General features: G+C 67.5%; 20 protein-coding genes. 7 read left to right on the plus strand and 13 right to left on the minus strand.

Annotation, left to right across the window (positions count from 1 at the left end; all coding sequences use genetic code 11):
* Positions 1-18: 18 nt before the first annotated feature.
* Positions 19-1,362: a TRZ/ATZ family hydrolase gene (locus QP552_RS14200; RefSeq protein WP_286073919.1), complete on the minus strand. Its 1,344-nt coding sequence runs from the start codon at positions 1,360-1,362 to the stop codon at positions 19-21.
* A gap of 163 nt (positions 1,363-1,525) precedes the next feature.
* Positions 1,526-2,092 carry an elongation factor P gene (gene efp / locus QP552_RS14205; RefSeq protein WP_006457340.1) on the minus strand — a complete coding sequence of 189 codons (567 nt, stop codon included), beginning with the start codon at positions 2,090-2,092 and terminating at the stop codon, positions 1,526-1,528.
* Positions 2,093-2,188: 96 nt separating this feature from the next.
* Between efp and epmB the strand changes: the two genes are divergently transcribed.
* Positions 2,189-3,229 carry an EF-P beta-lysylation protein EpmB gene (epmB, locus tag QP552_RS14210; RefSeq protein ID WP_286073920.1) on the plus strand — a complete coding sequence of 347 codons (1,041 nt, stop codon included), beginning with the start codon at positions 2,189-2,191 and terminating at the stop codon, positions 3,227-3,229.
* A 68-nt stretch (positions 3,230-3,297) separates the two neighbouring features.
* Here the strand turns inward: epmB and QP552_RS14215 are convergent, their stop codons facing one another.
* Genes QP552_RS14215 through QP552_RS14225 form a run of 3 tightly spaced genes read right to left on the minus strand, consistent with a single transcriptional unit; the run spans position 3,298 to position 7,170 of the window.
* On the minus strand, positions 3,298-5,424 hold the full coding sequence (locus QP552_RS14215; RefSeq protein ID WP_106551232.1) for a GGDEF domain-containing protein: 2,127 nt from the start codon (positions 5,422-5,424) through the stop codon (positions 3,298-3,300).
* The gene (locus QP552_RS14220) at positions 5,421-6,353 is read right to left on the minus strand and encodes a phosphate/phosphite/phosphonate ABC transporter substrate-binding protein (protein WP_111202894.1); all 933 of its coding nucleotides are present in this window, start codon (positions 6,351-6,353) and stop codon (positions 5,421-5,423) included. The genes QP552_RS14215 and QP552_RS14220 overlap by 4 nt, the downstream gene beginning before the upstream one ends.
* A 46-nt stretch (positions 6,354-6,399) precedes the next feature.
* Positions 6,400-7,170: an RNA methyltransferase gene (locus QP552_RS14225; RefSeq protein ID WP_049426846.1), complete on the minus strand. Its 771-nt coding sequence runs from the start codon at positions 7,168-7,170 to the stop codon at positions 6,400-6,402.
* Positions 7,171-7,290: 120 nt separating this feature from the next.
* On the opposite strand from QP552_RS14225, the gene QP552_RS14230 reads away from it, so the two are divergent.
* Entirely contained in the window at positions 7,291-8,118 is an 828-nt protein-coding gene (locus tag QP552_RS14230) for an inositol monophosphatase family protein (RefSeq protein WP_005417749.1), read from the plus strand.
* A 669-nt stretch (positions 8,119-8,787) separates the two neighbouring features.
* Here QP552_RS14230 and htpX read toward each other — a convergent pair.
* On the minus strand, positions 8,788-9,654 hold the full coding sequence (gene htpX, locus QP552_RS14235; RefSeq protein WP_106551375.1) for a protease HtpX: 867 nt from the start codon (positions 9,652-9,654) through the stop codon (positions 8,788-8,790).
* Positions 9,655-9,747: 93 nt separating this feature from the next.
* Here htpX and gluQRS point away from each other — a divergent pair, with 93 nt between their 5' ends.
* The 3 genes from gluQRS (at position 9,748) to phaR (ending at position 12,157) form a co-directional block, all read left to right on the plus strand.
* Entirely contained in the window at positions 9,748-10,668 is a 921-nt protein-coding gene (gene gluQRS / locus QP552_RS14240; RefSeq protein WP_286073921.1) for a tRNA glutamyl-Q(34) synthetase GluQRS, read from the plus strand.
* 17 nt (positions 10,669-10,685) lie between these two features.
* A complete protein-coding gene (phbB, locus tag QP552_RS14245) occupies positions 10,686-11,426 on the plus strand; it encodes an acetoacetyl-CoA reductase (protein WP_106551377.1) in 741 nt (246 codons plus the stop codon).
* 185 nt (positions 11,427-11,611) lie between these two features.
* The gene (phaR, locus tag QP552_RS14250) at positions 11,612-12,157 is read left to right on the plus strand and encodes a polyhydroxyalkanoate synthesis repressor PhaR (RefSeq protein WP_286073922.1); all 546 of its coding nucleotides are present in this window, start codon (positions 11,612-11,614) and stop codon (positions 12,155-12,157) included.
* 73 nt (positions 12,158-12,230) lie between these two features.
* Here phaR and QP552_RS14255 read toward each other — a convergent pair whose 3' ends face one another.
* The 6 genes from QP552_RS14255 to QP552_RS14280 form a co-directional block, all read right to left on the minus strand.
* Complete coding sequence (locus QP552_RS14255) at positions 12,231-13,187, minus strand: TraB/GumN family protein (RefSeq protein WP_106551378.1); 957 nt, start codon at positions 13,185-13,187, stop codon at positions 12,231-12,233.
* A 1-nt stretch (position 13,188) separates the two neighbouring features.
* Entirely contained in the window at positions 13,189-14,118 is a 930-nt protein-coding gene (locus tag QP552_RS14260; RefSeq protein ID WP_286073923.1) for a DUF1684 domain-containing protein, read from the minus strand.
* 11 nt (positions 14,119-14,129) lie between these two features.
* On the minus strand, positions 14,130-16,034 hold the full coding sequence (gene mutL, locus QP552_RS14265) for a DNA mismatch repair endonuclease MutL (RefSeq protein WP_111112359.1): 1,905 nt from the start codon (positions 16,032-16,034) through the stop codon (positions 14,130-14,132).
* 215 nt (positions 16,035-16,249) lie between these two features.
* A complete protein-coding gene (locus QP552_RS14270) occupies positions 16,250-17,812 on the minus strand; it encodes an N-acetylmuramoyl-L-alanine amidase (protein WP_111112360.1) in 1,563 nt (520 codons plus the stop codon).
* An 82-nt stretch (positions 17,813-17,894) separates the two neighbouring features.
* Positions 17,895-18,377, minus strand: coding sequence for a tRNA (adenosine(37)-N6)-threonylcarbamoyltransferase complex ATPase subunit type 1 TsaE (tsaE, locus tag QP552_RS14275; RefSeq protein ID WP_099497572.1), 483 nt, complete (start codon positions 18,375-18,377; stop codon positions 17,895-17,897).
* The gene (locus QP552_RS14280) at positions 18,374-19,858 is read right to left on the minus strand and encodes an NAD(P)H-hydrate dehydratase (protein ID WP_286073924.1); all 1,485 of its coding nucleotides are present in this window, start codon (positions 19,856-19,858) and stop codon (positions 18,374-18,376) included. The genes tsaE and QP552_RS14280 overlap by 4 nt, the downstream gene beginning before the upstream one ends.
* A 23-nt stretch (positions 19,859-19,881) precedes the next feature.
* Between QP552_RS14280 and queG the strand changes: the two genes are divergently transcribed.
* Both queG and xseA read left to right on the plus strand, forming a co-directional pair.
* A complete protein-coding gene (gene queG, locus QP552_RS14285; RefSeq protein WP_111112363.1) occupies positions 19,882-20,952 on the plus strand; it encodes a tRNA epoxyqueuosine(34) reductase QueG in 1,071 nt (356 codons plus the stop codon).
* A 44-nt stretch (positions 20,953-20,996) separates the two neighbouring features.
* Entirely contained in the window at positions 20,997-22,328 is a 1,332-nt protein-coding gene (xseA, locus tag QP552_RS14290; RefSeq protein ID WP_111112364.1) for an exodeoxyribonuclease VII large subunit, read from the plus strand.
* A 540-nt stretch (positions 22,329-22,868) separates the two neighbouring features.
* Here xseA and QP552_RS14295 read toward each other — a convergent pair.
* A complete protein-coding gene (locus QP552_RS14295; RefSeq protein ID WP_100443791.1) occupies positions 22,869-23,765 on the minus strand; it encodes a M48 family metallopeptidase in 897 nt (298 codons plus the stop codon).
* Positions 23,766-23,848: the final 83 nt, after the last annotated feature.

Consider the following 23,848-nt stretch of genomic DNA (forward strand, 5'->3'; position numbering starts at 1 on the left):
TCCTTGCAGCGCCAGGGTTCAGGCGCGGATATGACGGATACGCTCGCGCCACTGGCGCGCGTTGGCGATGATGCCCGGCAGGTCCATGCCGACCAGCTCGCGCTGCACCAGCTTCGGCTTGCCGGCAATCCAGACATCGCTGACCTGCTGGCGGCCGGTGGCGTACACCAGCTGCGACAGCACGTTGTGCAGCGGCTGGGTTTCCAGCGCGGACAGATCGACACAGACCAGGTCGGCCTGCTTGCCGACTTCGATCGAACCGATGCGGTCGCCGAAGCCCAGCGCGCGGGCGCCGCCCAGCGTGGAGGCGCGCAACGTGGTGGCTGCATCCAGCGCGGTGGCATCGTCGGCCACGGCCTTGGCCAGGATCGCCGCGGTGCGGTTTTCGCTGAACATGTCCAGGTCGTTGTTGCTGGCGCAGCCATCGGTGCCGATGGCCAGGTTCACGCCGGCGCGCTGCAGGGCGCAGGCCGGGCAGAAACCGGAGGCCAGCTTCAGGTTCGATTCCGGGCAGTGCACCACGCTGACGCCTCGTTCGGCGCACAGGTGGATTTCCGCGTCGGTCAGCTGGGTCATGTGCACCGCGATCAGGCGGTCGTTGACCAGGCCGAGCCGATCCAGCCGCGCCAGCGGGCGCTGGCCGTGCAGCTTGATCGAATCGGTGATTTCCTGCGCGGTCTCGTGGGTGTGCAGGTGGACCTGCATGTCGAGCTGGTCGGACAGCATCCGCACCCGCTCGAAATTGGCATCGTTGACGGTGTACGGCGCGTGCGGCGCGAACGCGGTGCCGATCAGCGGATCCGTGCGCCACTGGTCATGCAGTTCACCGGCCTTGGCGAAGTACTCGTCGTCGGTCCTGGCCCAGGCGGTGGGGAAATCGATGATGACCGCGCCGACCAGCGCGCGGAATCCATGCTTCTTGTAGACCGCGGCCTGCACGTCGCCGAAGAAGTAGTTCTCGTTGGCGCAGGTGGTGCCGCCGCGCAGCATCTCGGCGATGGCCAGGGTGGTGCCGTCGGCGACGAATTCGGGGCCGATCACCGCCGCTTCCACCGGCCAGATGTGCTGCTGCAGCCAGGTCATCAGCGGCAGGTCGTCGGCGACGCCGCGCAGCAGGGTCATCGGATTGTGCGTGTGCGCGTTGACCAGGCCCGGCATCAGCGCCGCTTCGGGGCGGCTGACCACCTGCGCGGCACGGAAGCGCGCACGTGCCTCGGCACGCGGCAGGATGGCGACGATCTCGCTGCCACGCACGGCAACGGCATGGTCTTCCAGCACCACCGCATGCGGCTCGATCGGAACGACATAACCGGCTTCGATGAGCAGGTCGCAGGCTTCGGGGAGGTGCGGGCTATCGCTCATGCGGGCTCACTGGCTATTGGAGAAGGGCCTGGCGGGAGGCGGTAGCGCCGGGCCATGCCCGGCGGCTGTCCGTTGCGGCGTCATGGACGCCGGCAACGGGTTCCGGGTTATGCCCGGAAAGCCGAGCATGGCTCGGCTCTACAGGTAATCCGGCTGCGCCGGATTACTTGACGCGTGCGGAGTATTCGCCCGAACGGGTATCAACCTTGATGATTTCATCCTGGTTGACGAACAGCGGCACGCGGACCACGGCGCCGGTTTCCAGGGTGGCCGGCTTGCCGCCGCCGCCCGAGGTGTCGCCACGGACGCCCGGATCGGTTTCGGTGATCTTCAGCTCGACGAAGTTCGGCGGCTGCACGAAGATCGGCTCACCGTTCCACAGGGTGACCACGCAGGACTCTTCGCCCTTCAGCCACTTCTCCGCGCCGCCCATGCCGGCCTTGGTGGCCTGGACCTGCTCGAAGGATTCCGGGTCCATGAAGTGCCAGTACTCGCCATCGCTGTACATGAAGTTCATGTCGGTGTCGACGACGTCGGCTGCATCCAGCGAGTCGGTCGACTTCATGGTCACTTCCTGGGTACGGCCGTCCTTGATCAGGCGGTACTTCACGCGGGTGAAGGCCTGGCCCTTGCCCGGCTTGACGTATTCGGTGTCGATGATGACGGCCGGTTGGTTGTTGACCAGGATCTTCATCCCGTTCTTGACGTCGTTCATGCCGTAGCTGGCCATGCGTAAACTCCTGAGTGGCAAAAACGCCGCGGGTGCGGCGAGCCGTTAGAATGGAAAGCCCACCGGATGCCGGTGGGCGACTGTTTTTCTGCCCCCATGATAACCGCAGGCCCCCTCTCCATGCAGCTTTCCGCCTTCCCCCGGCCCCAGTCGCCAGGCGCGCCCGCGCGCTGGCAACAGCTCTGGCGCCAGGCACTGCGCGACCCGCAGGCCCTGCTGGCCCGGCTGCAGCTGGACCCGGCCGCGCTGGGCGTCTCGGAAGCGGCCATGGCCCAGTTCGCGCTGCGCGTGCCGGAGGGGTTCGTGGCACGCATGCGCAAGGGTGATCCGGCCGATCCGCTGCTGCGCCAGGTGCTGCCGATCGACGAGGAAATGCGTCCCGCGCCCGGGTTCAGCTTCGATGCGGTGGGCGATGGCGCGGCCAAGAAGGCCACCGGCGTCATCCAGAAGTACCGTGGCCGCGCCCTGCTGGTCGCCACCGGCAGCTGCGCGATCAACTGCCGCTACTGCTTCCGCCGCCACTTCGACTATGGCGCGGAGAACGCCGCCAAGGGTGGCTGGCAGGAGGCCGTAGCCGCCATCGCCGCCGACCCGGACATCGACGAGGTGATCCTGTCCGGCGGCGATCCACTCTCTCTGGCCACGCACAAGCTGGTCGAGCTGACCGATGCCCTGCGCGCGATTCCGCACATCCGCCGCCTGCGCATCCACAGCCGCCTGCCGATCGTGCTGCCCGAGCGCGTGGACGAGGAGCTGCTGGCCTGGCTGGGCGGCCTGCCGTGGCCGCTGGCCATCGTGGTCCACGCCAACCACGCCAACGAATTCGACGCCAGCGTGGACGCCGCGATGGCGCGCCTGCGCGGCACCGGCGCCCAGCTGCTGAACCAGGCGGTGCTGCTGCGCGGGGTCAACGACAGCGTGCAGGCCCTGCAGGACCTGAGCGAACGCAGTTTCGCTGCCGGCGTGCTGCCCTACTACCTGCACCAGCTGGACCGGGTCGAAGGCGTGGCCCACTTCGAAGTGGACGACACCCAGGCCAAGGCATTGATTGCCGGGTTGACCGCGCACCTGTCCGGTTACCTGGTTCCCAAGCTGGTGCGCGAACTGCCGGGCGATCCGAGCAAGCGCCCGCTGTAATCCGGGGGCGGGGGTCAGATCCCTTTTCCTGCGGAAAAGGGATCTGACCCCAGGACAACGGCAGCAGGTCAGAGCCCCGACTCGATCATCCGTACCACTTCGGTGGCGGTGACCGGGTGGCTCAGCCAGTAGCCCTGCCCCAGATCGCAGCCGCGCTGCGCCAGCAGTTCGAACTGTGCCTGCTGCTCGATGCCCTCGGCCACCACCGTGATGCCCAGCGCGTGGGCCATGGCGATGATCGCCGTGGTCAACGCGAGGTCATCGGGATCGCGCTGCATGTCGGCCACGAAGCTCTTGTCGATCTTCACGCCGTCCACCGGCACCTGGCGCAGGTGGCTCAGGCCGGAGAAGCCGGTGCCGAAATCGTCCAGCCATACCTTCACGCCGGTGCGATGCAGCTTGTCCAGCAGCTGCGCGGCGACCATCTCGTCACCGATCACCGCGGTCTCGGTCAGCTCCAGATGCAGGCGCGACGCTGGCAGCCCGGATTCATGCAGGCATTGCGCGACCAGCGCCGGCAGCTCGCCGCCGCGCAGCTGCCGCGGTGACACGTTGACCGATACGAACAGGTCGTCGCCTGCCACGCCACGTGGCCATTGCGAGGCCTCCATGCAGGCCGCACGCAGCACCTTCGGGCCGATGATTTCGATCAGCCCGCTCTGCTCGGCCACTTCGATGAACACCGACGGTGGAATCGTGCCCAGCGTCGGATGCTGCCAGCGCAGCAGCACTTCGACGCCGACCATGCGACGGTCGCGCATGCGGAAGATCGGCTGGTAGGCCAGGCGCAGTTCGCCGCGCTCCCAGGCCCCGCGCAGCTCCTGCTCCATGTGTACACGACGCTCCACCGCATGGTCCATCGCCCGGCTGTAGTAGCGGTAGCAGTTCTTGCCCGCCATCTTCGCCTGGTACATGGCGATGTCGCCGTTCTTCAGCAGCGTCGTCGCGTCGGCCGCATCATCGGGGAACAGGGTCACGCCGATCGAGGTACCGAGGAACAGCTCCCGGCCCTGCACCACCAGCGGCCTGCCCAGCTCACGCACCAGCACCTCGGCCAGCAGCCGCGCGTTGGCGGCCACGTCACCGTCGCCGACCAGAATCACGAATTCATCGCCACCGAAGCGGGCCAGCAGGGCCTCGTCACCGCCCGCTTCCGCGACCGCGCGACCGATGCGCTGTGCGAACTGCAGCAACGCCTCGTCACCGGCCTCATGGCCAAGCGTGTCGTTGACCCGCTTGAAATCGTCGATGTCGGCAAACAGCAGTCCCAACCGGTGATTGGCGGCACGCGCCGCCATCAGCCGATGATCCAGCGCTTCGCGGAACGCCAGCCGGTTGGTCAGCCCGGTCAAGGCATCGGTATAGGCCATGTGCCGCACTTCACGGTCATGGCGGGCGATCGCATCGCGCATGCGGGCGAAGCCGCGCACCAGCTCACCTACTTCGTCGTCACGGGTGTTCTCGGCCAGGGGTGTCTGATAGTCCCCCGCCTCGATGCGACGCGCGGCCGCGGCCAGGTCGCGGATCGGCGCGACCAGCGTGCGCTGCACGTACAGGATCACCACCACGCCAATCACCACCAGCAACCCCAGCATCAGCAGCAGCCATCCCAGGTGGCGGCTGCCAACCAGCTGCAGGCGCTCGCCGAGGGTGGCATTGGCCGCCTGTTCGCGCTGCTGCACCTCGTCCAGCGCCATGCCGACGCGGACGCCGCCGATGCGCTGGTTGCCGACCATGATCGGCATCGTGTTGTCCAGCACCTTCGGCGATTCCTGCACCAGCAATGCCTGCGCCGCCGCAGCCTTGGGCGCCAGGGGATCGGCCATCGGCTGGCCGAATCCCGAGACCTCGACCGAGCCGTCGTGCACCAGCCGGCCACGCTCGTCGAACACCAGTACATAACGCACCACCGGCTGTCGCGCGGTGCTGCGCACGAGTACGCCGACCTGGTCCAGGTCGCGGTAGTACAGCGGGTTGGCCAGCGCATCGGACAACTCGCGCGCCATCGCCTCGCCGCGGCTGCGCACGCTGCGGTCGAACAATTCATGGATGACACCACCGCTGAGGGTGCGCACCTCGCTCTGCATCGCCGTCTGGCGCCCCAGCAGCACCGCCAGGATCGCGACCACCACGACCATCGCTCCGCCCATCGCCAGCAGGAACCGGGCCTGCATCCCCGAGCCGAGCCACTTCATTCCACTTCCATCCGCACGCGCGTCAATCCTTGTTTCAATTCATCCAACCGCTGCTGCGCATGCGCATCGACACGGTGGAAACCGGAAGTGCCAAAAAACCGATGCAACGCGCCCTGTGCCTGCGGGTCGCTGGCTGCCTGGAGCAGGACTTCCTGCAGGCGATCGCGCACCCGGGCATCGAGGTCGGCGCGGACCATCTCCACCGCACGCGGGTATGGTTCGGTGCGCAACAGTTCGCGGAAATCGCGCCGGAATGCAGCCGGCACCCGCCGCTCGTCATTCCAGTCCACGCTGCTCACCGCCCCCACATCCGCCATCCCCTTGTGCACGTACGTCGCGATGTTCAACTCGCTGCGCGCGAACACATACCCCACGCTGTCGCGCCCTGGCACGTCCCAGACCCCGGCCAGGATCTGTGGCGACAGGCCATGGTTCAGCAGGGTCATCACCGGCACCAGGTAGGCGCTGGTGGACGCCGTGTTCTGCAGGGCCAGGCGATGGCCGCGCAGATCCTGCACCCGCTGGATGGGACTGTCGCTGCGCACGAAGAACACCGTCTGGTACTCGCGCACCCCGTTGCGTTCGGTCAGCAGCAAGGGGCGAGCGCCGCTGCGCTGGCCCAACGCCACTGCCGTACCGGAGGTTTCCGTGACCCAGTCGACCCGTCCCCGCCGCAGATAGCTCGCCATCTGCTGCGGGTCGCGGGCCATCAGTATCCGCCCCTCCTGGATGCCCACGTCATGCATGCGAGCCACAACGTAGTCCAGCAAGGGCTGCAGCTGCTCGTAGTGGGCCTTTGGATCATCGCTGATCCGGCCCAGCACCAGCACCGGGTCCGGTGCTGCACGCACCGTCCCGGCCAGCAGGACCATGGCCAGGCTCAGCAGTCCCCCCTGCATTGCCTTTCGCAGACCCGACACAGGCTTCATCCCCCCTGGGTATCCAGACAGACTACCCGAAAAAATGAGAACCTCGTCAGCTGTCCTTGCCGCCTGCCTGGGCCAGTCGCGCCATGCGCTGGGTGTCGGCGAGGATGCCGCGCAGCAGGCGCACTTCTTGTTCGGTGGGCTCGCTGCGCAGGAACAGGCGGCGCAGCTTGCGCATCGCCGACTCGGGGGCGCGGCCCTTGTGGAAATCGATCTCGTCCAGCGTGTCACCCAGCTGGGCGAAGAAGCTCTCCATCTGCTCGTGGCTGGCCGCCTGTTCGCGGAAGCCGGGTTCGGTTTCTGCAACCGGCTGCGCCCCAAGCAGTTGCATGCGCGTTTCGTACGCCAGCACCTGCACGGCGGCGGCCAGGTTGAGCGAACTGAACTCCGGGTCTGACGGGATGTGCACCGCGGCGTGGCAGAGCTGCAGCTCCTCGTTGGTCAAGCCGGTGCGCTCGCGGCCGAACACCAGTGCCACCTCGGCACCTTCGCCCGCCTTGGCCACCGCACGGGCGGCAGCATCGGCCGGCAGGTACTCCTCCAGCTGGACGCGGCGGGCACGGGCCGTGCAGCCCAGTACCAGGCGGCAGTCAGCCACGGCCTCGGCCAGGGTAGCCACCACCGGGGCGTCCCCCAGCACGTCTTCGGCACCGGCCGAGCGGCGGAAGGCCTCTTCGTCGAGCGGCTTTTCGGGGGCGACCAGCACCAGGCGGGCCAGGCCCATGGTCTTCAGGGCGCGGGCGGCAGCCCCCATGTTGCCGGGGTGCTGGGTACCGACCAGGACGAATCGGAGGCGGGTTGCGGCAGGAAACTGGGACATGAACAGGGAAAAGGTCGAGCTGGACGATGACCAATGGTAAACTGTGCGGCCGGCCACTGCGCCGGACCCGCTCTTTTCCCCCGCCAGTCCATCTCTTCTGCCTTTCCGGGAGCCCACGCCATGCAGAAACCCGCCGTCACCGTCATGGTCAAGGCCGCCCGCCTCGCCGGCAACGTCCTGTTGCGCAACATCAACAAGCTCGAGGCACTGAATGTGGTGCAGAAGGGCCGGATGGACTACGCCAGCGAAGTGGATGCGGACGCGGAAAAGGTCATCGTCAAGGAACTCAAGCGCGCCTACCCGGACTACGGCATCTTCGGTGAAGAAGGTGGCGTGCAGGGCGAGCGCCGCCAGATGTGGGTCATCGACCCGCTGGATGGCACCAGCAACTACCTGCGCGGCGTGCCGCACTACTGCGTGTCGATCGCCTTGGTCGAGAACGGCGAGCCGACCGACGCGGTCATCTTCGACCCGCTGCGCAATGAGCTGTTCACCGCCAGCCGCGGCGCCGGTGCCGTGCTGAACGACCGCCGCATCCGCGTGGCCGACCGCAAGGACCTGGAAGGCACCATGATCCACACCGGCTTCGCCCCGCGCGAGCGCAGCCGCGCCAGTGCCCAGCTGAAGGCGGTCGACGCCCTGCTGGTGCACGGCGAGGACATTCGCCGCACCGGTTCGGCCGCGCTGGACCTGGCCTACGTGGCATGCGGCCGTGCCGACGCCTACTTCGAGGCCGGTGTGAAGGCGTGGGACATCGCCGCCGGCCTGCTGCTGGTCCGCGAAGCGGGCGGCAAGGTCTGCGATTTCAAGGGTGCCACCCTGGGCCGCATGGACAACCGCGGTCCGGAGACCCACCAGATCGTGGCCGGCAACCTGAAGGTGGCCGAGTCGCTGCAGAAGGTGCTGGTGAACACTGGCTACGCGGCGGAGTTCGACGCGAAGTTCTGAGGTTCCGCGTAACGCGGTTCATGGAGACGGCACCTGCGAAGGTGCCGTTTTCGTATCCGCGATGATCGTGCTTGTCACTTTCTTTGCTCGTGCAAAGAAAGTAACCAAAGAAACACGCCGCCAGGGCGCGAGCCGACGCTACGCATCGGTGCCCTGCGCTCCTCGGCCCGCCGAGGGACGGTGCGGGAACTCGCTACGCTCAGACACCCGCACCTCTTCGCCCTCGCCGGACCTGCGGTGCCCGGCTCGCTCAAGGCGGACCCAAGGTCAAATGCCACAGCTGCACCCGGTAGATCCACGCCACGCGTGGATGCTGTTGCCGTTGATCTTGACCTTGCAGTCCGCCTTGAGCGAGCCGAGCATCGCAGGTGAAGCAGGGGCGAAGAGGCGCCGATGTCCTGTAGAGCCGACTGTTAGTCGGCTGACTTCTGCGCGCCGTCCCCTGATTCGCCGAGAAGCACAGGGCACCGGCGTGCGCAGCATGTCGGCTCGCGGTCGGCGGAGCGTTTCTTTGGTTACTTTCTTTGCGCGCAAAGAAAGTGACACCCCTCCGCGGTCGCGGAAACGATACGCCGGGCATGGCCCGGCGCTACCGATGCATGCATCCCCGTAAACAAAAACGCCCGGCGCGAGGCCAGGCGTTCCTGTACTACCTTGAAAGCCGAGGCTTTACGCCACCGTAGAAGCCCGCAGCGCAGCAATGCGCTCTTCCAGCGGCGGATGGCTCATGAACAGCTTCTTCGCGGTCGAACCAGCAATACCGAATGCAGCAATCTGCGTCGGCAGCGTGCTCTGGCCGTGGTTGAGCTGCAGGCGCTCCAGCGCGGCGATCATCTTCTGGCGACCAGCCAGCGAGGCACCACCGGCATCGGCACGGAATTCGCGGTGGCGCGAGAACCACATCGCGATCATCGTGGCGAACAGGCCGAACACCATCTCCAGCACGAACACGATGATGTAGTAGGCGAAGCCACGGCCACCGCCTTCGCGGTTGCCCGACAGCGCGCTGTCGATGATGCCGCCGACCACGCGGGCCAACACGATCACGAAGGTGTTCAGCACGCCCTGCAGCAGCGCCATGGTGATCATGTCACCGTTGGCGACGTGGGCGATCTCGTGGCCCAGCACCGCTTCGGCCTCGTCCTCGCTCATGTTGTGCAGCAGGCCAGTGGACACCGCCACCAGCGCGTTGTTGCGGTTGGCGCCGGTGGCGAAGGCATTGATTTCCGGACCTTCATACACCGCCACCTCCGGCATGCCGATACCGGCCGCCTTGGCCTGGCGCTCGACCGTGGCCAGCAGCCAGCGTTCGGTCTGGTTGCGCGGCTCGGTAATCACCACGGCACCGGTGGAACGCTTGGCCATCCACTTGGACAGCAGCAGCGAGATGAAGGAACCACCGAAACCGAAGATGCCGGCCATGATCAGCAGACCGCTCATCTTGCTCGGGTCGGTTCCCGCCAGCGACATTACGATGCTGGCGAGGATCAGGACCGCGAAGTTGGTCGCCAGGAACAGGGCAATGCGGGTAAACATGGGAAAATCCGGCTCGGAAGGGGTCGATACCGGTCAATTTGCGGTGTGGTCAGCTTGAATTCAAGCGCCAACCTGACCGACGATTCAGCCAGCATGACCTCCCCCATTCCCTGCGGCCGCTTCGCGCCCTCGCCGACCGGCCTGCTCCACCCCGGATCCCTGCTCGCCGCCTTCGGCAGCTGGCTGCTTGCACGCCATCACGGTGGCCTGTGGCGGCTGCGCATCGAAGACGTCGACCCACCACGCACCGTGCCCGGTGCCGCCGAGGCACAGCTGCAGGCGCTGGCAGCATTCGGCCTGGCCCACGATGGCGCCATCGTCTGGCAGAGCGCGCGCGGCGACGCCTATCAGGCCGCGCTGGACGTGCTGCTGGCCAGCGACCAGGCCTTCGTCTGCCACTGCAGCCGCAGCGACCTGGCGGCCAGCGCTGGCATCCACCATCGTTGCGTCGCCCGGCAACCTCGGCCGGACCCCGCCGTCCGCTTCCGTGTCCCACGCGACAGCATCGTGCGCTTCACCGATGGCCTGCGTGGACCGCAGCAGCAGGATGTGCACGCCGAGGTCGGCGACTTCGTGCTGCGCCGTGCAGATGGCTGCTGGGCCTACCAGTTGGCAGTCGTGGTCGATGACGCCGCACAGGGCGTGACCGAAGTGGTGCGCGGTGCCGACCTGCTCGACTCCACCGCGCGGCAGATCCTGCTGCAACAGGCATTGGGGCTGGCCGTGCCGCACTACTGGCACCTGCCGCTGCTGCTGGATGCGCCGGGCCACAAACTGTCGAAGTCGCTGGCATCGCTGCCCGTGGACAGCACACGGCCGGTGCCGGTGCTGCGCGCACTCTGGCAGCTGCTGGGCCAAGCGCCTGCCGCACTGGAAAACAAGCACGATCTGGACACCCTGCTGGCGGCCGCCCGGCAAGCCTTCGACCCAGCGCGGCTGCCTCGTACCGACATCCTGCTGCCACCCGGCGCACTTTCCGCGCCGATGTTGCAGAATCACCCCTCCCCCACCTGATTTCCGGACAGCATTCCATGACATCTCGCGTCGCACTGGTCACCGGCGGAACCGGCGGCATCGGCACCGCCATCTGCCAGCGCCTGGCCGACCAGGGCCACCGGGTCGCCACCAATTACCGCGACGAGGCCAAAGCCCGCACCTGGCAGCAGGCGATGGCCGAACGCGGTTACAGCGTGTCGATCTTCCCGGGTGATGTCTCCGATCCGGACAGTGCCGAAGCACTGGTGCGTGCAGTCGAGGCCGAACTGGGCCCGGTCGAGATCCTGGTCAACAATGCCGGCATCACCCGCGACACCACCTTCCATCGCATGCGCGCGGACCAGTGGCACGATGTGATCAACACCAACCTCAATTCGGTGTTCAACGTCACCCGCCCGGTCATCGAGGGCATGCGCCGGCGGGGCTGGGGCCGGGTCATCCAGATCAGCTCGATCAACGGCCTGAAGGGCCAGTACGGCCAGGCCAACTACGCGGCCGCCAAGGCCGGCATGCATGGTTTCACCATCTCGCTGGCCCGCGAGAACGCCGGCTTCGGCATTACCGTCAACACCATTTCGCCCGGCTACGTGGCCACCGACATGGTGATGGCGGTGCCGGAAGAAGTGCGCGCCAAGATCGTCGCCGACATTCCCACCGGGCGCCTCGGCAAGCCGGAGGAAATCGCTTACGGCGTGTCCTTCCTGGTGGCGGAGGAAGCCTCGTGGATCACCGGCAGCAACCTGGACATCAATGGCGGCCACCATATGGGTTGGTAAGCCGCGCCGGCGGCCGCAGCGGCACACACCCGCCGCCCCTGCCGATGGTCATGCTGCGCAGCACGCAAACCCTTGTTGCGCAACATGATCCCCTGTGAAAGCCAAGCCTGGCGGGGGCTGAGGCGGTTGCAACGGCTGCTGCACTGCGCCATGCTGCGCATCTACTGTGACGAGTGACCGCTTCAATGGCTGCGACCCGCATCATCAAGAAGTATCCGAACCGCCGTCTCTACGACACCGAGATCTCCAGCTACATCACCATCGAGGACGTGCGCCAGCTGATCCTGGACGGTGAAGACTTCGAAGTCCGTGACGCCAAGAGCGGCGACGACCTCACCCGTTCGGTCCTGCTGCAGATCATCGCCGACCAGGAACAGGACGGCGAACCGATGCTGTCCACCCAGCTGCTGAGCCAGCTGATCCGCTTCTATGGCGACTCCCTGCAGGGCTTCATGGGCAACTACCTGGAGCGCAGCATGCAGGTCTTCCTCGACCAGCAGCAGCAGTTCCGCCAGCAGATGGGCAACCTGCTGGGCCAGACCCCGTGGGCGATGATGAACCAGCTGACCGAGCGCAACCTGGAGCTGTGGCAGGAATTCCAGCGCAGCATGGGCACCGGTTTCGGTGGTCCGCGGCCGGGTGGCACGGGTACCGGCACCGGCACCGGTACCGGCAACAAGCCCAACGAACCCGGCACCGGTACTGGCACCGGCGGCAAGACCCGCCGCTGAGCCGCTGTACCGTCGGATACGAAAACGGCGCGCCCGATGGCGCGCCGTTTTGTTTTGTGCCCCCGGCGGAGCATCAACGTTTCGCTTTGCACCCCGTGCATACGCGTTCGACCTTGTAGCCCTTCGCCTTCAGCTTCTCGACCACGCCGTCACTGCCCAGCAGGTGCAGCGTACCGACCACCACCAGCGTGCCACCCTGCCCGGCCTGCAGGTACGGCAGCAGCTTCGGTACCCACGCATCGTTGCGCCCGGTGTTGATGCGCTGGTAAAGCTGCGGGTACTGCTGGCGCATTTCCGCGGCCATCTTCGTCCACAACACGCGCTCATCGCCGCGCCGCCATGCGTCGTGCAGCTGGCGTGCCTGCTCATCGCCCTTGCCTGCCTGGTCCAGCGCCTCGGACAGCATCTGCCGCTGCTCCTGCACGGTCATGCCGTCGAGCATGCCGATCTGGGTATCGATGTCTTCCAACCCCGCGGTCTTGCGGCCGGTCTTCTGCGCGCGCTCCATGAAATGACGGTCCAGGCCCAGCGCCGGGTCCAGGCCCATCTTCTGCATCTGCCCGACCGAAATGCTCAGGCCGACGAACCAGGGCTTCATGCCCTGCATCTGTGCCAGCGGAAGCTTGTTCCCGGATGCAAACGCCTGCAGCTTCTGCCAGGTGGCCGCGTCAAGATCGCGCTTGAGCTCGCTGCCATCGGTGCGCACTGCAGCCTGCACCATGCGGCTGGCCAGCTGCGGCGACTGCATGTCCTCCGGCGACAGTTCGAACACGACCCGCTGCGAAGCCTCGAAGGCCTGCTCGACATCGGGCGACAGCGGGTAGTCCTGCGGCTTCAACAGGTGGAATGATCCAAGCAGGTATACGCGTGAATCACCCGGGCCGGTCACCTTCCACAGCAGTGGCACCGGCGGCTTGGCTGCCGCCGCGGCAGCGGCGTCGGCGGCCGGTGCATTGCGCGCCGGTGCCAGCGGTGCGATTGCAAACGCTGCCATCAGCAGCGTTGCACGGAACAGTCGCTTCAACGGCATCTCAGCCTTCTCCTTCAGACAGGTGGTAGGCCTTCTCGCCCGCTTCCACGCGCAGGTCCAGCCGGTTTTCCGGCGGCGCCAGCGGGCACGTGGCATAGGCGGTGAATGCGCACGGCGGGTTGTAGGCATGGTTGAAATCGATGCGTACCGTGCCGTCGGCAGCGGGCGCATCGGTATCCAGATAGCGCCCGGCCGGATAACTGCCGCGGCCACTGGTGCGGTCGGCAAAGATCAGGAACAGCGGCTGCCCGGTGGCTCCGATCGCCTCCAGCCGCCATGTACGGCCGTCGCGTTCGAATTCGACCGCGCCCGCATTGGGCATCTCGGTGGTCAGGCCGGTGATGTCGACAATGGGCAGGGTCTTGCCCGCCGGATGCGGGATGAAACGTGCCTGCACCTGCCAGTCCGGACCACCCGGCCAGTACTCCAGCCCGGCGAAATCACGGCGCGCCGGCGCATCGGCATGCTTGACCCGCAGCGCATCGCGCGGCCCGCGCCGGATGATGCTGAGCTGGCCCTTGCCATCGTCGAAGGCCAACAGGGTTGGCTGCGGATCCTTGTCGGTGTCGATGCGGATACGGGCGCGCACCGGCTGGCCATCATGGCTGACATCCACACCGGCTTCGGGCGTGAACCACCACTGGCTGCCCTCGCGACGCAGCAGGCCCAGCTTGTCCGGGCCGACCGTCAGCCGGATGCCATTGGTGGCGCCGCTGCCGACGAAGTGTGATTTGTTCTGCAGCCAATGCAGGCCGACCAGGGCCGTCCAGCCATCGGGCCGGGTCAGGTCCTGGTAACGGGCCACCCGCCATTGCTGCTGCGCGGCCGCATAGGCCGGATCTTCAGCGACCTTCGGCGCCGGCGGTGTCGCCGGGCTGCACGCGGCCAACAGCAAGGCGGCCAGCAGGCCGCCCATTCCCCGATAACGCATCGATGCTCCCCTCAACGTCCGCGCAGGAACCAGCGGTCGATCTCCGCCAGCGAAAAACGGGCCCAGGTCGGCCGGCCGTGGTTGCACTGGCCGGACCGCTCGGTGATTTCCATGTCGCGCAGCAGCGCGTTCATTTCCGGCACGGTCAGGCGCCGGTTGGCACGCACCGCACCGTGGCAGGCCATGGTCGACAACAGTTCGTCGCGTGCGCTGGCCACGCGGCGGCTCTGGCCATGCTCGCGCAGGTCGGTCAGCACATCGCGCAGCAGCCCCTCCGGCTCGGCATGCGCCAACAGCGCTGGAATGCTGCGCACGTGCAGCGATCCGGGACCGGCACGGGTCACCTCGAAGCCGAGCGCCGCCAACGTTTCGGCTTCACTTTCGGCAGTGTCGGCCTCGCGCTCGCCCACTGCCAGCGTGATCGGCACCAGCAGCGGCTGCGACTGCAGGCCGATACCGTCGTGTGCGTTCTTCAGGCGCTCGTAGCCGATGCGCTCGTGCGCAGCATGCATGTCGACCACGATCAGGCCTTCTGCGTTCTCGGCCAGGATGTAAATGCCATGCAGCTGCGCGATCGCATAGCCCAGCGGCGGCACACCGGCATCGGCACTGGTGACCGGCAGTCCGTTCTCGGTGGGCATCGGCGGCAGCGCCGCCCCGCGTTCGGCACCGGCCGGCGTGGCATACAGCGCGGCGTAGGCCGCCGGCGCATCAGCCACCTGCAGCCCAAGGGGCTGCTGCGGGCGCCAGCCGGAAAAACCACCACCACCGCCGCCTGATCCGGCACCCGGCGCAGGCCCACGCACCAGCCCGAAACCCGACGCGCCCGCGCTCGATGCCATCGATGCAGCAGCGGCGCCCACCGGATGCACCGGACCCGCACCGATCTCCTGCACCGACATGCCGGCGCGGGTATCAGCCAGCGCGTCCTTCAGTGTGCGGTAGACGAAGTCGTGCACCAGCCGCGAATCACGGAAGCGCACTTCATGCTTGGCGGGGTGCACGTTGACATCGACGCGGGTCGGGTCCAGCTCCAGAAAAAGCACATAAGCCGGCTGCCGGCCGTGGTACAGCACATCGCCGTACGCCATCTTCACCGCATGGGCGACACTTCGATCGCGCACCGAACGGCCGTTGACGTACAGGTACTGCTGATCAGCGCTGGCCCGCGAGTAATGCGGCTGCGCGATCCAGCCATGCAGGCGCAGGCCCGCACCGCTGTGGTCCACGCGCACGGCCTGGTTGGCGAAGTCCTCGCCCAGCGTTTCGGCCAGCCGCGCATCGGAATACAGGTCGCCTGGCTTGTAGCGGCGCGAGGCCTTGCCGTTGTGCGACACGCGCAGCTCGACATCCGGTCGCGCCAACGCCAGCGAACGCAACCATTCTTCGATATGGCCCAGTTCGGTACGCTCGGCGCGCAGGAACTTGCGTCGCGCAGGTACGTTGTAGAACAGCTCGCGCACTTCCACCGTGGTACCCGGTGCATGCGCACGTGGCGTGACGTCGCCGATCTTGCCGCCTTCGATCTGCAGCGCCGAACCGTGTTCGTCATGTGCGCGACGCGAGGACAGGGTGAAGCGGCTGACCGAGGCGATCGAGGGCAGTGCTTCGCCACGGAAACCGAGCGTGGCCACCGATTCAAGGTCGTCGAGGTCGGCGATCTTGCTGGTGGCATGCCGCGATACCGCCAGTGGCAGCTGTTCCGGTGCGATGCCACTGCCGTTGTCGCGGATGCGGATCAGGCGGACACCGCCCTCTTCCAGGTCGATGTCGACACGGCTGGCGCCGGCATCGATCGCGTTCTCGACCAGTTCCTTGACCACTGATGCAGGACGTTCGACCACTTCGCCGGCGGCGATCTGGTTGATCAGGATTTCCGGCAACGGCCGGATCGGACGCGGGCCGGGCGCACTCATGGGAGAGGATGGGCAGCAGACTTCATGGGTCGATGATAGCGGAGCCGCCCCATGTAGAGTCGACTGTCAGTCGACTGTCCTTCGCCGGGCACCGCCCCCCGCGCTGCGCGGTAGAGTCGACTGTCAGTCGACTGCCCTTCGCCGAGCGGCAAAAACCCCGCGCTGCGCGCGTAGTCGACTAACAGGCGACTCTACCGCGCCCTGCGGGAAGCGGGTTATTTGCTGCCGCCGGCCATGGTGCCGGCAGCGTCGATCTCGGCCTGGGCGCGGGCCGCGTACAGCGTGCCCGGCGGTGGCTGGCGGCTGAAGAAGGTGTGCACACCATCGAGCACGGCACCGGCGATCTTTCGCTGGTAGGCCGGGTCGATCAGCCGGCGCTCTTCGTCCGGGTTGGAGATGAACGCGGTTTCCACCAGCATCGCCGGCATGTCCGAGGTGCGCAGCACGGCGAAGTTGGCGCGTTCGATGTTCGGCTTGTGGTTGTTGCCGATCCGCTTCAGGCCGCCCAGCACGTGGCCGGCGGCATCTTCAGACGCCTTCATGTAACCGCTCTGGGCCAGGTCCAGCAGCACGTTGGCGAGCGTGCCCTCGGTCTGCTGCAGGCGTACGCCACCCACCAGATCGGCCGCGTTTTCCTTGTCTGCCAGCCAACGGGCGCGCTGCGAAGAAGCACCCTTGGTCGACAGTACATAGACCGACGAGCCGGTGGCCGAACGGTTTTCAGCGGCATCGGCGTGGATCGAAATGAAGATGTCGGCCTTGTTCGCACGCGCCTTCTGCGCGCGCATCGGCAGCGGGATGAACACGTCGCTGTCGCGGGTCAGGTACGCCTTCAGGCCCGGCGTGGCATTGACCTGGCGGGCAAGCTCACGGGCCACCGCGAGGGTGACATCCTTTTCGCGCTTGCCGGTCGGGCCGATCGCGCCCGGATCCTGGCCACCGTGACCGGGATCGATGGCGACCACCAGATGACGCATGCCGGCCTGCATGCGGATGCGCGAGGCATCACTGGGCATGGCCGGACGCGGCGGTTCCACCGACGTCGGTGCCGGTGCCGGTACGGTCGCCGGTGGCGTGGTCACCACGGCGGCGGTGCGCTGGCCGGCGAGGATCGCGGCCGGCGAGGAAGAAGGCGAGCTGCTGGCCACGGTACCGGCAGCCGCAACCTGGGCCGGTGCGGTGGACGGCGCCGGGGTCGGCGTGGCCGGTGCGGCGGCGGTGGCACTGGCCTGCTGCCGCACCTGCGCGGTCAGCAGCGCGGTCGCACGCGCGGCATCGGTACGCGACTGCGCGCTTTCGGCCGGGGTCGGCGCGGGCGTGGCCACCGGTGCCTGCGGCTGCACCGCCGGCGTCACTGCAGGACGGCTGGCGGCCACGGCCGGGCCATCGCCCGGCCATTCGATCACCAGCTTGGATTCATTGCCCTCGCGCTGCATCTGCGGGCGGAACGGCGCCACCGATTCAGCGAGGTCGAAAACAACACGGAAGGTCCCCGGCACCGGCTGTCCGGTACGTACCGCCGTAACCACGCCCTGCGCGGCCGGCATCTTCAGGTTGCGTATGGCACTGGAGTCCGGGAAATCGACCACCAGGCGGTTCGGTCCGGCCAGCGACAGGGTCTTGTAACCGCCACTGCCGACCAGCGAAATCTCGGCACGGGTGCCGGTGGCGCCCGTATTAAGCAGGACCTGGCGGACTTCACCGGCCCACGCACTGACGCTCGCCAGACCCAGTCCGACGGCGGCACAGATGGCGATGAGACGGTTCCCCGGGCGCATGGCTCAGGATTCAATCACCGCGCTGAACGGAATGCAACACCTTTTTCCTTAATAATCCGTAACCTGCCGGTGTTTGTTCTCGTCAGCCGACAGAAATGGCCTGCAAGTCGCCCCCTTGAGGGAGCCGTTTCAGCCATTCATTCCCTACGTCGCTGGCCCCAGTGAGACGCACGCGGCGTCCCTGACCCTCGATTTCCAGCGCTACCACCAGGTCGGTCGGTGGCAACGCGCCGGCGCCCCGCTCGGGCCATTCGACCAGCCACAGCACCGCGCTGCCCTCATCCAGGCCAAGGAAATCCAGTTCGCCGGCCTGGCCGATGCGATACAGGTCCAGGTGCCAGGCCTCGCCGCCACTGGCCAGCGGATAGCGCTCGACCAGGGTATAGGTCGGGCTGCGGATGGCACCCTGCACACCCAGCGCGCGCAGCAGTGCACGGGCCGTGGTGGACTTGCCGGCACCGAGGTCGCCGCGCAGCTCGATCAGCGCCTGCGGCGGCCGGGTCGCCGCCAGCCACTGCCCGAGCAGTTCGGTTGCGTCGCTGTCGGCAAGGAAGAAATCAGTCATGAAGAGCGTTCCGGGTTGGCCAGTCGCCGCAGCGGCACCAGCAGATCAGTGGGAAGCAGGCCGCGTGCGCCGTCGGCGGCCGCAGCGTCGCCAGCGAGCGCATGCAGCAGGGCACCAGCGGCGGCAGCGTCGAAGGCGGCCAGCCCCTGCGCGCGCAGGCTGGCAATGATGCCGGTGAGCAGGTCGCCCATGCCTCCCACGGCCATGCCGGGATTGCCTGCAGCGATCAGCCGTGGCGCCTGCCCGGGCGCCGTCACGATGCTGCCCGCGCCCTTCAGCACCACCACGGCATGGAAGCGTTCGGCCAACGCCTGCGCACAGCGGTAGCGATCGGCCTGGATGTCAGCGGTACTGCAGCCGAGCAGGCGCGCGGCCTCGCCCGGGTGTGGCGTAAGGATGGCGTCCGGTAGCGCGCGCGGATCCTGCGCCAGCAGATTCAGTGCATCGGCATCAACCACCAGCGGTTTGTCGCCGGCCAGCACCCGCGCAAACAGTGCGTGCGCCCATTCGTCCTGGCCCAGGCCGGGGCCGATCGCCACCACCCTGGCCTTGTCCAGCAGCGCCGGCAGCACATCGCCATCTTCAAGCGCATGGGTCATGGCCTCGGGCAGCCGAGCCAGCAACGGGCCGACGTGATCGCGCCGGGTGCCCAGGCTCAACAACCCCGCACCGGCACGCAGTGCCGCTTCGGCTGCCATTGCGATGGCCCCGCCGCTGCCATGGTTGCCGCCGACGCACAGCACGTGCCCGGATTCGCCCTTGTGGGTATTGGCGCGGCGTGGTGGCAGCAGTGCCGGCAAACGCGCCTGTGTCCAGTGCTCCGCGGCGGGCGATGCGCCCTGCCATGCAGCCGCTGGCAGCTGCAGCGGTGCCAGCGCCTTCTGCCCGCAATGATCCAGCGCATCCCCGGTATACAGGCCGCGATGCGCCACGATGAACTGCAGGGTCAGTGCGGCGTTCACCGCCACACCCGGCACCGCGCCGCGGTCGGCATCCACGCCACTGGGGACGTCCAGCGCCAGCACCGGTGCTGCCTGCGCATTGACGGCGGCGATCAGCGCCTGCGCCGCGCCTTCGGGCGCGCGGTCGAAGCCCAGCCCGAACAGGGCATCGACCCAGATATCCGCCTCGGGCAAGGCCCCATCGAATTCCATGACAATGCCGCCGTCGGACTTGAAATCCGATGCTGCACGCTGTGCCAGCACGGTTGACGGTGGCTTGCCCGGCAAGGCGATCACCGTCACCACGCGCCCCGCCTGCCGTGCATGGCGGGCCAGCACCAGGCCGTCGCCGCCGTTATTGCCCGCTCCGACCACCACGCCGATCCGCCGCACCTGCGGCCAGTGCTGCAGCAGGCACTGCCAGGCAGCCTGGCCGGCCTGCGCCATCAGGCCCCAGCCGCCATCGGCAGCCAGTGCCGAGGCCTGCGCATCAAGCGCACGCGCAGCGACGGAATCAAACAGATCGGCAAGGTTGGCCATGCAGGGATTTTATACTGGTGCACATGTCCCCCGCCCCCACCCCTGTCGATCCGGCCCAGGCCGTGCAGCGCATCCGCGAACTGGCGCGTGCGCATGGCTTCCAGCGCTGCGGTATCGCCGGCATCGAGCTGGGCGAGGATGAGGCGCACCTGGCCGACTGGCTGGGCCAGGGCCTGTACGGCACGATGGACTGGATGGCGCGCCACGGCACCCTGCGCGCGCGTCCCGCCGAGCTGCTGCCCGGCACGGTGCGGGTGATCTCGGTAGGCATGGACTACAGCCACAAGGACGACACCGAAGCCTGGGCCACCCTGGCCGATCCCGGCCGCGCCTACGTGGCGCGCTACGCGCTGGGCCGCGACTACCACAAGCTGATGCGCAACCGGCTGCAGAAGCTGGCCACGCAGATCAACGACGAAGTGGCGCCCCTGGGTTACCGCGTGTTCGTCGATTCAGCCCCCGTGCTGGAACGCGCACTGGCGCGCAACGCCGGGCTGGGCTGGATCGGCAAGCACACCTGCCTGATCGATCGCCACGGCGGTTCGTGGTTCTTCATCGGCGAGATCTACATCGATATCCCGCTGCCGATCGATACGCCAGCCACGGCACACTGCGGCACCTGCACGCGCTGCATCGATGTCTGCCCGACCCAGGCCATCACCGGCCCGCAGCGTCTGGATGCGCGGCGCTGCATTTCCTACCTGACCATCGAGCACGACGGCGCCATCCCCGAAGACATGCGGCCATTGATGGGCAACCGCATCTACGGCTGCGACGACTGCCAGCTGGTCTGCCCCTGGAACAAGTTCGCCAAGCGCACCGACGAAGCCGACTTCCGCGCACGCAACAACCTCGACACTGCCCGCCTGGACCAGCTGTTCGCCTGGGACGAAGCCGAGTTCCTGCACCGCACCGAAGGCAGCCCGATCCGACGCAGCGGCCACGAGCGCTGGCTGCGCAACATCGCCGTGGCACTGGGCAATGCGCCGACCACGGCCGAAACGCTGGCCGCACTGCACACTCGTGCCGACGATCCCTCCCCCCTGGTGCGCGAACATGTGCAGTGGGCGCTGGGCCAGCACGCACCGCGCTGACGTGCGATCCTGAGCACCCGTTCCACCTGCCGCACGCCGTTCCCATGCAGCCACGCAACAACGACATCCTCACCCCCAGCCAGCTCAACACCCTGGCCCGTGACCTGCTGGAAGGCAGCTTCCCGGCGATCTGGGTCGAGGCCGAACTGGGCAGCGTGGCGCGCCCCGCCTCCGGGCATCTCTACTTCACCCTGAAGGATGCCCGCGCCCAGCTGCGGGCGGCGATGTTCCGGATGAAGGCGCAGTACCTGAAGTTCGTGCCGCGCGAAGGCATGCGCGTGCTGGTGCGCGGCAAGGTGACCCTGTACGACGCTCGTGGCGAGTACCAGATGGTGCTGGACCACATGGAGGAAGCCGGCGAAGGCGCACTGCGCCGCGCGTTCGAGGAGCTGAAAGCACGGCTGGAGGCCGAGGGCCTGTTCGACCCGGCACGCAAACGGCCGATGCCGGCCCACGTGCAGCGCCTGGCGGTGATCACCTCGCCCACCGGCGCCGCCGTGCGCGATGTGCTGAGCGTGCTGGCCCGCCGCTTCCCACTGCTGGAAGTGGACCTGCTGCCGACCCTGGTACAGGGCAGCACGGCCGCCGCGCAGATCACCCGCCTGCTGCAGGCCGCCGATGCCAGTGGCCGCTACGACGTGATCCTGCTGACCCGCGGTGGCGGTTCGCTGGAAGACCTGTGGGCGTTCAACGATGAAGCGCTGGCCCGCGCGATTGCGGCCAGCCACACGCCGGTCGTCTCGGCCGTTGGCCATGAAACCGACTTCAGCCTGAGCGACTTCGCCGCCGACCTGCGCGCGCCGACACCGTCGGTGGCCGCCGAACTTCTGGTGCCGGACCAGCGCGAACTGGCACTGCGCCTGCGCCGTACGGCGGCACGCATGGTGCAGCTGCAACGGCACGCGATGCAGCAGGCGATGCAGCGTGCCGACCGTGCACTGCTGCGCCTGAACGCGCAGAGCCCACAGGCGCGACTGGATCTGCTGCGTCGCCGCCAGCTGGACCTGGGGCGACGCCTGCATGCGGCATTCAACCAGCAGCAGGAGCGTCGTGCCGCGCGCCTGCGTCATGCAGCGGCGGTGTTGCGCGGGCACCATCCGCAGCGCCAGCTCGACACGATGCAGCGCCGCCTCGCCGCCCTGCGCGGGCGTCCGCAGGCTGCAATGCAACGCCTGCTGGAACGCGATGCACTGCGCCTGCGCGGGCTGGCGCGTTCGCTGGAGGCGGTCAGCCCGCTGGCCACCGTGGCCCGTGGCTACAGCATCCTCACCCGCAGCGACGATGGCACCCTGGTGCGGAAGGTCGACCAGGTGCAGCCTGGCGATGCGCTGCAGGCACGCGTCGGCGACGGCGTGATCGACGTGCAGGTCAAGTAGAGGGTTGTTCGGCAGGGCTGCGCCCTGCACCTGCAGAGGCTTCAAGCCAAGGCAACGTCAACGTCAAAAGCGAGCATTCCGTGGGATGGCGGGGCGGTGTCGGAGTGCGGGGACGCTGCAAGTACATCCCTGTAAGCTTGGCAGCCGCATCCATGCGGCTGACACCCCGCACTCCGACACCGCCCCACCTCTGACAGTTTTCCGCGATCGGGTAGATCCACGCCATGCGTGGATGAATCTCCATCGAAATCGAATATTTCGAATTGAGATCGAAAAGCATCCACGCATGGCGTGGTTCTACCGTGTCGACCAAGGTCGAAACCTACCAACAGCAGCAGAAATCTGTCGAAGGCGGGGTGGGTCCGGTTGCGGGAGTGTCCGCGGCATGGATGCCGCGGCCAAGCCCCCATGGACGGGTTTACGGCGTCTCCCGCAACCGGACCCAGCCCGCCACCCCACGGAATGCACGCTGTTGCTGTTGCTGTTGCTGTTGCTCTGGCTTCGGCAGGTGCAGGGCTGCAAGCCCTGCCGACCAACCCCCTACTTTGCCTGCTCGCAGAACTTCTGCCGGTACTCGAGCGCCTTCGGCATCAGCGCCTGCAGGTTCTGGATGCGGGTGCCCGGGTTCGGGTGGGTGGAGGCGAACTCCGGCGGCGCCTGGCCGCCACTGGCCTGGCCCATGCGCTGCCACAGCGGCACCGCCTCGCGGGGGTCGAAGCATGCCGCTGCGGCCAGCATCAGCCCCACTTCATCCGCCTGCGTCTCGTGGCTGCGCGCATAGGGCAGCAGATACCCATAGCCCATCGCCGACATCATCATCTGTTGCTGCTGCGCATCCATGCCACTGGCGGCGCCGGCCACCTGCCCGATCTGGGTCAGCTTCTGCTGGGCCATGCGCTGTGCACCATGGCGCAGCAGCGCGTGGGCGATCTCATGGCCCATCACCACCGCCATCGCATCGCGGGTGCGCGCTACCGGCACCAGCCCGGTGTAGACCGCCATCTTGCCGCCCGGCAGGCAGAACGCATTGGCCTGCTCGGACGGGATCACGTTCACTTCCCACTGGAAATCCCGCGCGAAATGCGCCGGCTGCACGCCATGCTCCTGCGCCAGCGCCGTCTCCACCACGTCCACCTTGGCGATCAACCGCTGGGCGATGTCGCGCACATCGCGCGCGATCGGTGCATTGGGGTCCATCGGCCGTTCCTGCGACAGGATCTGCTGGTAGGCCTGCAGCCCCAGCGCGGTTTCCTGGCGCGCGTCCAGGCTGCTGTCGATCATCACCTTCTCGCCGGTGTACGGATCGACCGTGCGGTTGGAGAACCAGTAGAACAGCGCATAGCCGGCGGCCAGCAGCAGCACCCACCAGCGGATGTTGCCGAACAGGCCACGCCGCTGCGGGCCTTGCGACGAGCGGGAGAAGGGATCGTTGCGCATCGGGGGGACTTCCTGCTGGCCCCGCCGGCCGGCGGGCACGGCGCAATCTTAGTGCGCCGTTGCCCGCAGCGGGTGAAGCCGGG

Source organism: Stenotrophomonas sp. 59 (assembly GCF_030291095.1).
GTDB lineage: Bacteria > Pseudomonadota > Gammaproteobacteria > Xanthomonadales > Xanthomonadaceae > Stenotrophomonas > Stenotrophomonas maltophilia_Q.

Excerpts from the sequence above, each read along its gene's own strand:
- QP552_RS14200 (WP_286073919.1), bottom strand. The coding sequence starts at position 1,362 with ATGAGCGATAGCCCGCACCTCCCCGAAGCCTGCGACCTGCTCATCGAA.
- efp (WP_006457340.1), bottom strand. The coding sequence starts at position 2,092 with ATGGCCAGCTACGGCATGAACGACGTCAAGAACGGGATGAAGATCCTG.
- epmB (WP_286073920.1), top strand. The coding sequence starts at position 2,189 with ATGATAACCGCAGGCCCCCTCTCCATGCAGCTTTCCGCCTTCCCCCGG.
- QP552_RS14215 (WP_106551232.1), bottom strand. The coding sequence starts at position 5,424 with ATGAAGTGGCTCGGCTCGGGGATGCAGGCCCGGTTCCTGCTGGCGATG.
- QP552_RS14220 (WP_111202894.1), bottom strand. The coding sequence starts at position 6,353 with ATGAAGCCTGTGTCGGGTCTGCGAAAGGCAATGCAGGGGGGACTGCTG.
- QP552_RS14225 (WP_049426846.1), bottom strand. The coding sequence starts at position 7,170 with ATGTCCCAGTTTCCTGCCGCAACCCGCCTCCGATTCGTCCTGGTCGGT.
- QP552_RS14230 (WP_005417749.1), top strand. The coding sequence starts at position 7,291 with ATGCAGAAACCCGCCGTCACCGTCATGGTCAAGGCCGCCCGCCTCGCC.
- htpX (WP_106551375.1), bottom strand. The coding sequence starts at position 9,654 with ATGTTTACCCGCATTGCCCTGTTCCTGGCGACCAACTTCGCGGTCCTG.
- gluQRS (WP_286073921.1), top strand. The coding sequence starts at position 9,748 with ATGACCTCCCCCATTCCCTGCGGCCGCTTCGCGCCCTCGCCGACCGGC.
- phbB (WP_106551377.1), top strand. The coding sequence starts at position 10,686 with ATGACATCTCGCGTCGCACTGGTCACCGGCGGAACCGGCGGCATCGGC.
- phaR (WP_286073922.1), top strand. The coding sequence starts at position 11,612 with ATGGCTGCGACCCGCATCATCAAGAAGTATCCGAACCGCCGTCTCTAC.
- QP552_RS14255 (WP_106551378.1), bottom strand. The coding sequence starts at position 13,187 with ATGCCGTTGAAGCGACTGTTCCGTGCAACGCTGCTGATGGCAGCGTTT.
- QP552_RS14260 (WP_286073923.1), bottom strand. The coding sequence starts at position 14,118 with ATGCGTTATCGGGGAATGGGCGGCCTGCTGGCCGCCTTGCTGTTGGCC.
- mutL (WP_111112359.1), bottom strand. The coding sequence starts at position 16,034 with ATGAGTGCGCCCGGCCCGCGTCCGATCCGGCCGTTGCCGGAAATCCTG.
- QP552_RS14270 (WP_111112360.1), bottom strand. The coding sequence starts at position 17,812 with ATGCGCCCGGGGAACCGTCTCATCGCCATCTGTGCCGCCGTCGGACTG.
- tsaE (WP_099497572.1), bottom strand. The coding sequence starts at position 18,377 with ATGACTGATTTCTTCCTTGCCGACAGCGACGCAACCGAACTGCTCGGG.
- QP552_RS14280 (WP_286073924.1), bottom strand. The coding sequence starts at position 19,858 with ATGGCCAACCTTGCCGATCTGTTTGATTCCGTCGCTGCGCGTGCGCTT.
- queG (WP_111112363.1), top strand. The coding sequence starts at position 19,882 with ATGTCCCCCGCCCCCACCCCTGTCGATCCGGCCCAGGCCGTGCAGCGC.
- xseA (WP_111112364.1), top strand. The coding sequence starts at position 20,997 with ATGCAGCCACGCAACAACGACATCCTCACCCCCAGCCAGCTCAACACC.
- QP552_RS14295 (WP_100443791.1), bottom strand. The coding sequence starts at position 23,765 with ATGCGCAACGATCCCTTCTCCCGCTCGTCGCAAGGCCCGCAGCGGCGT.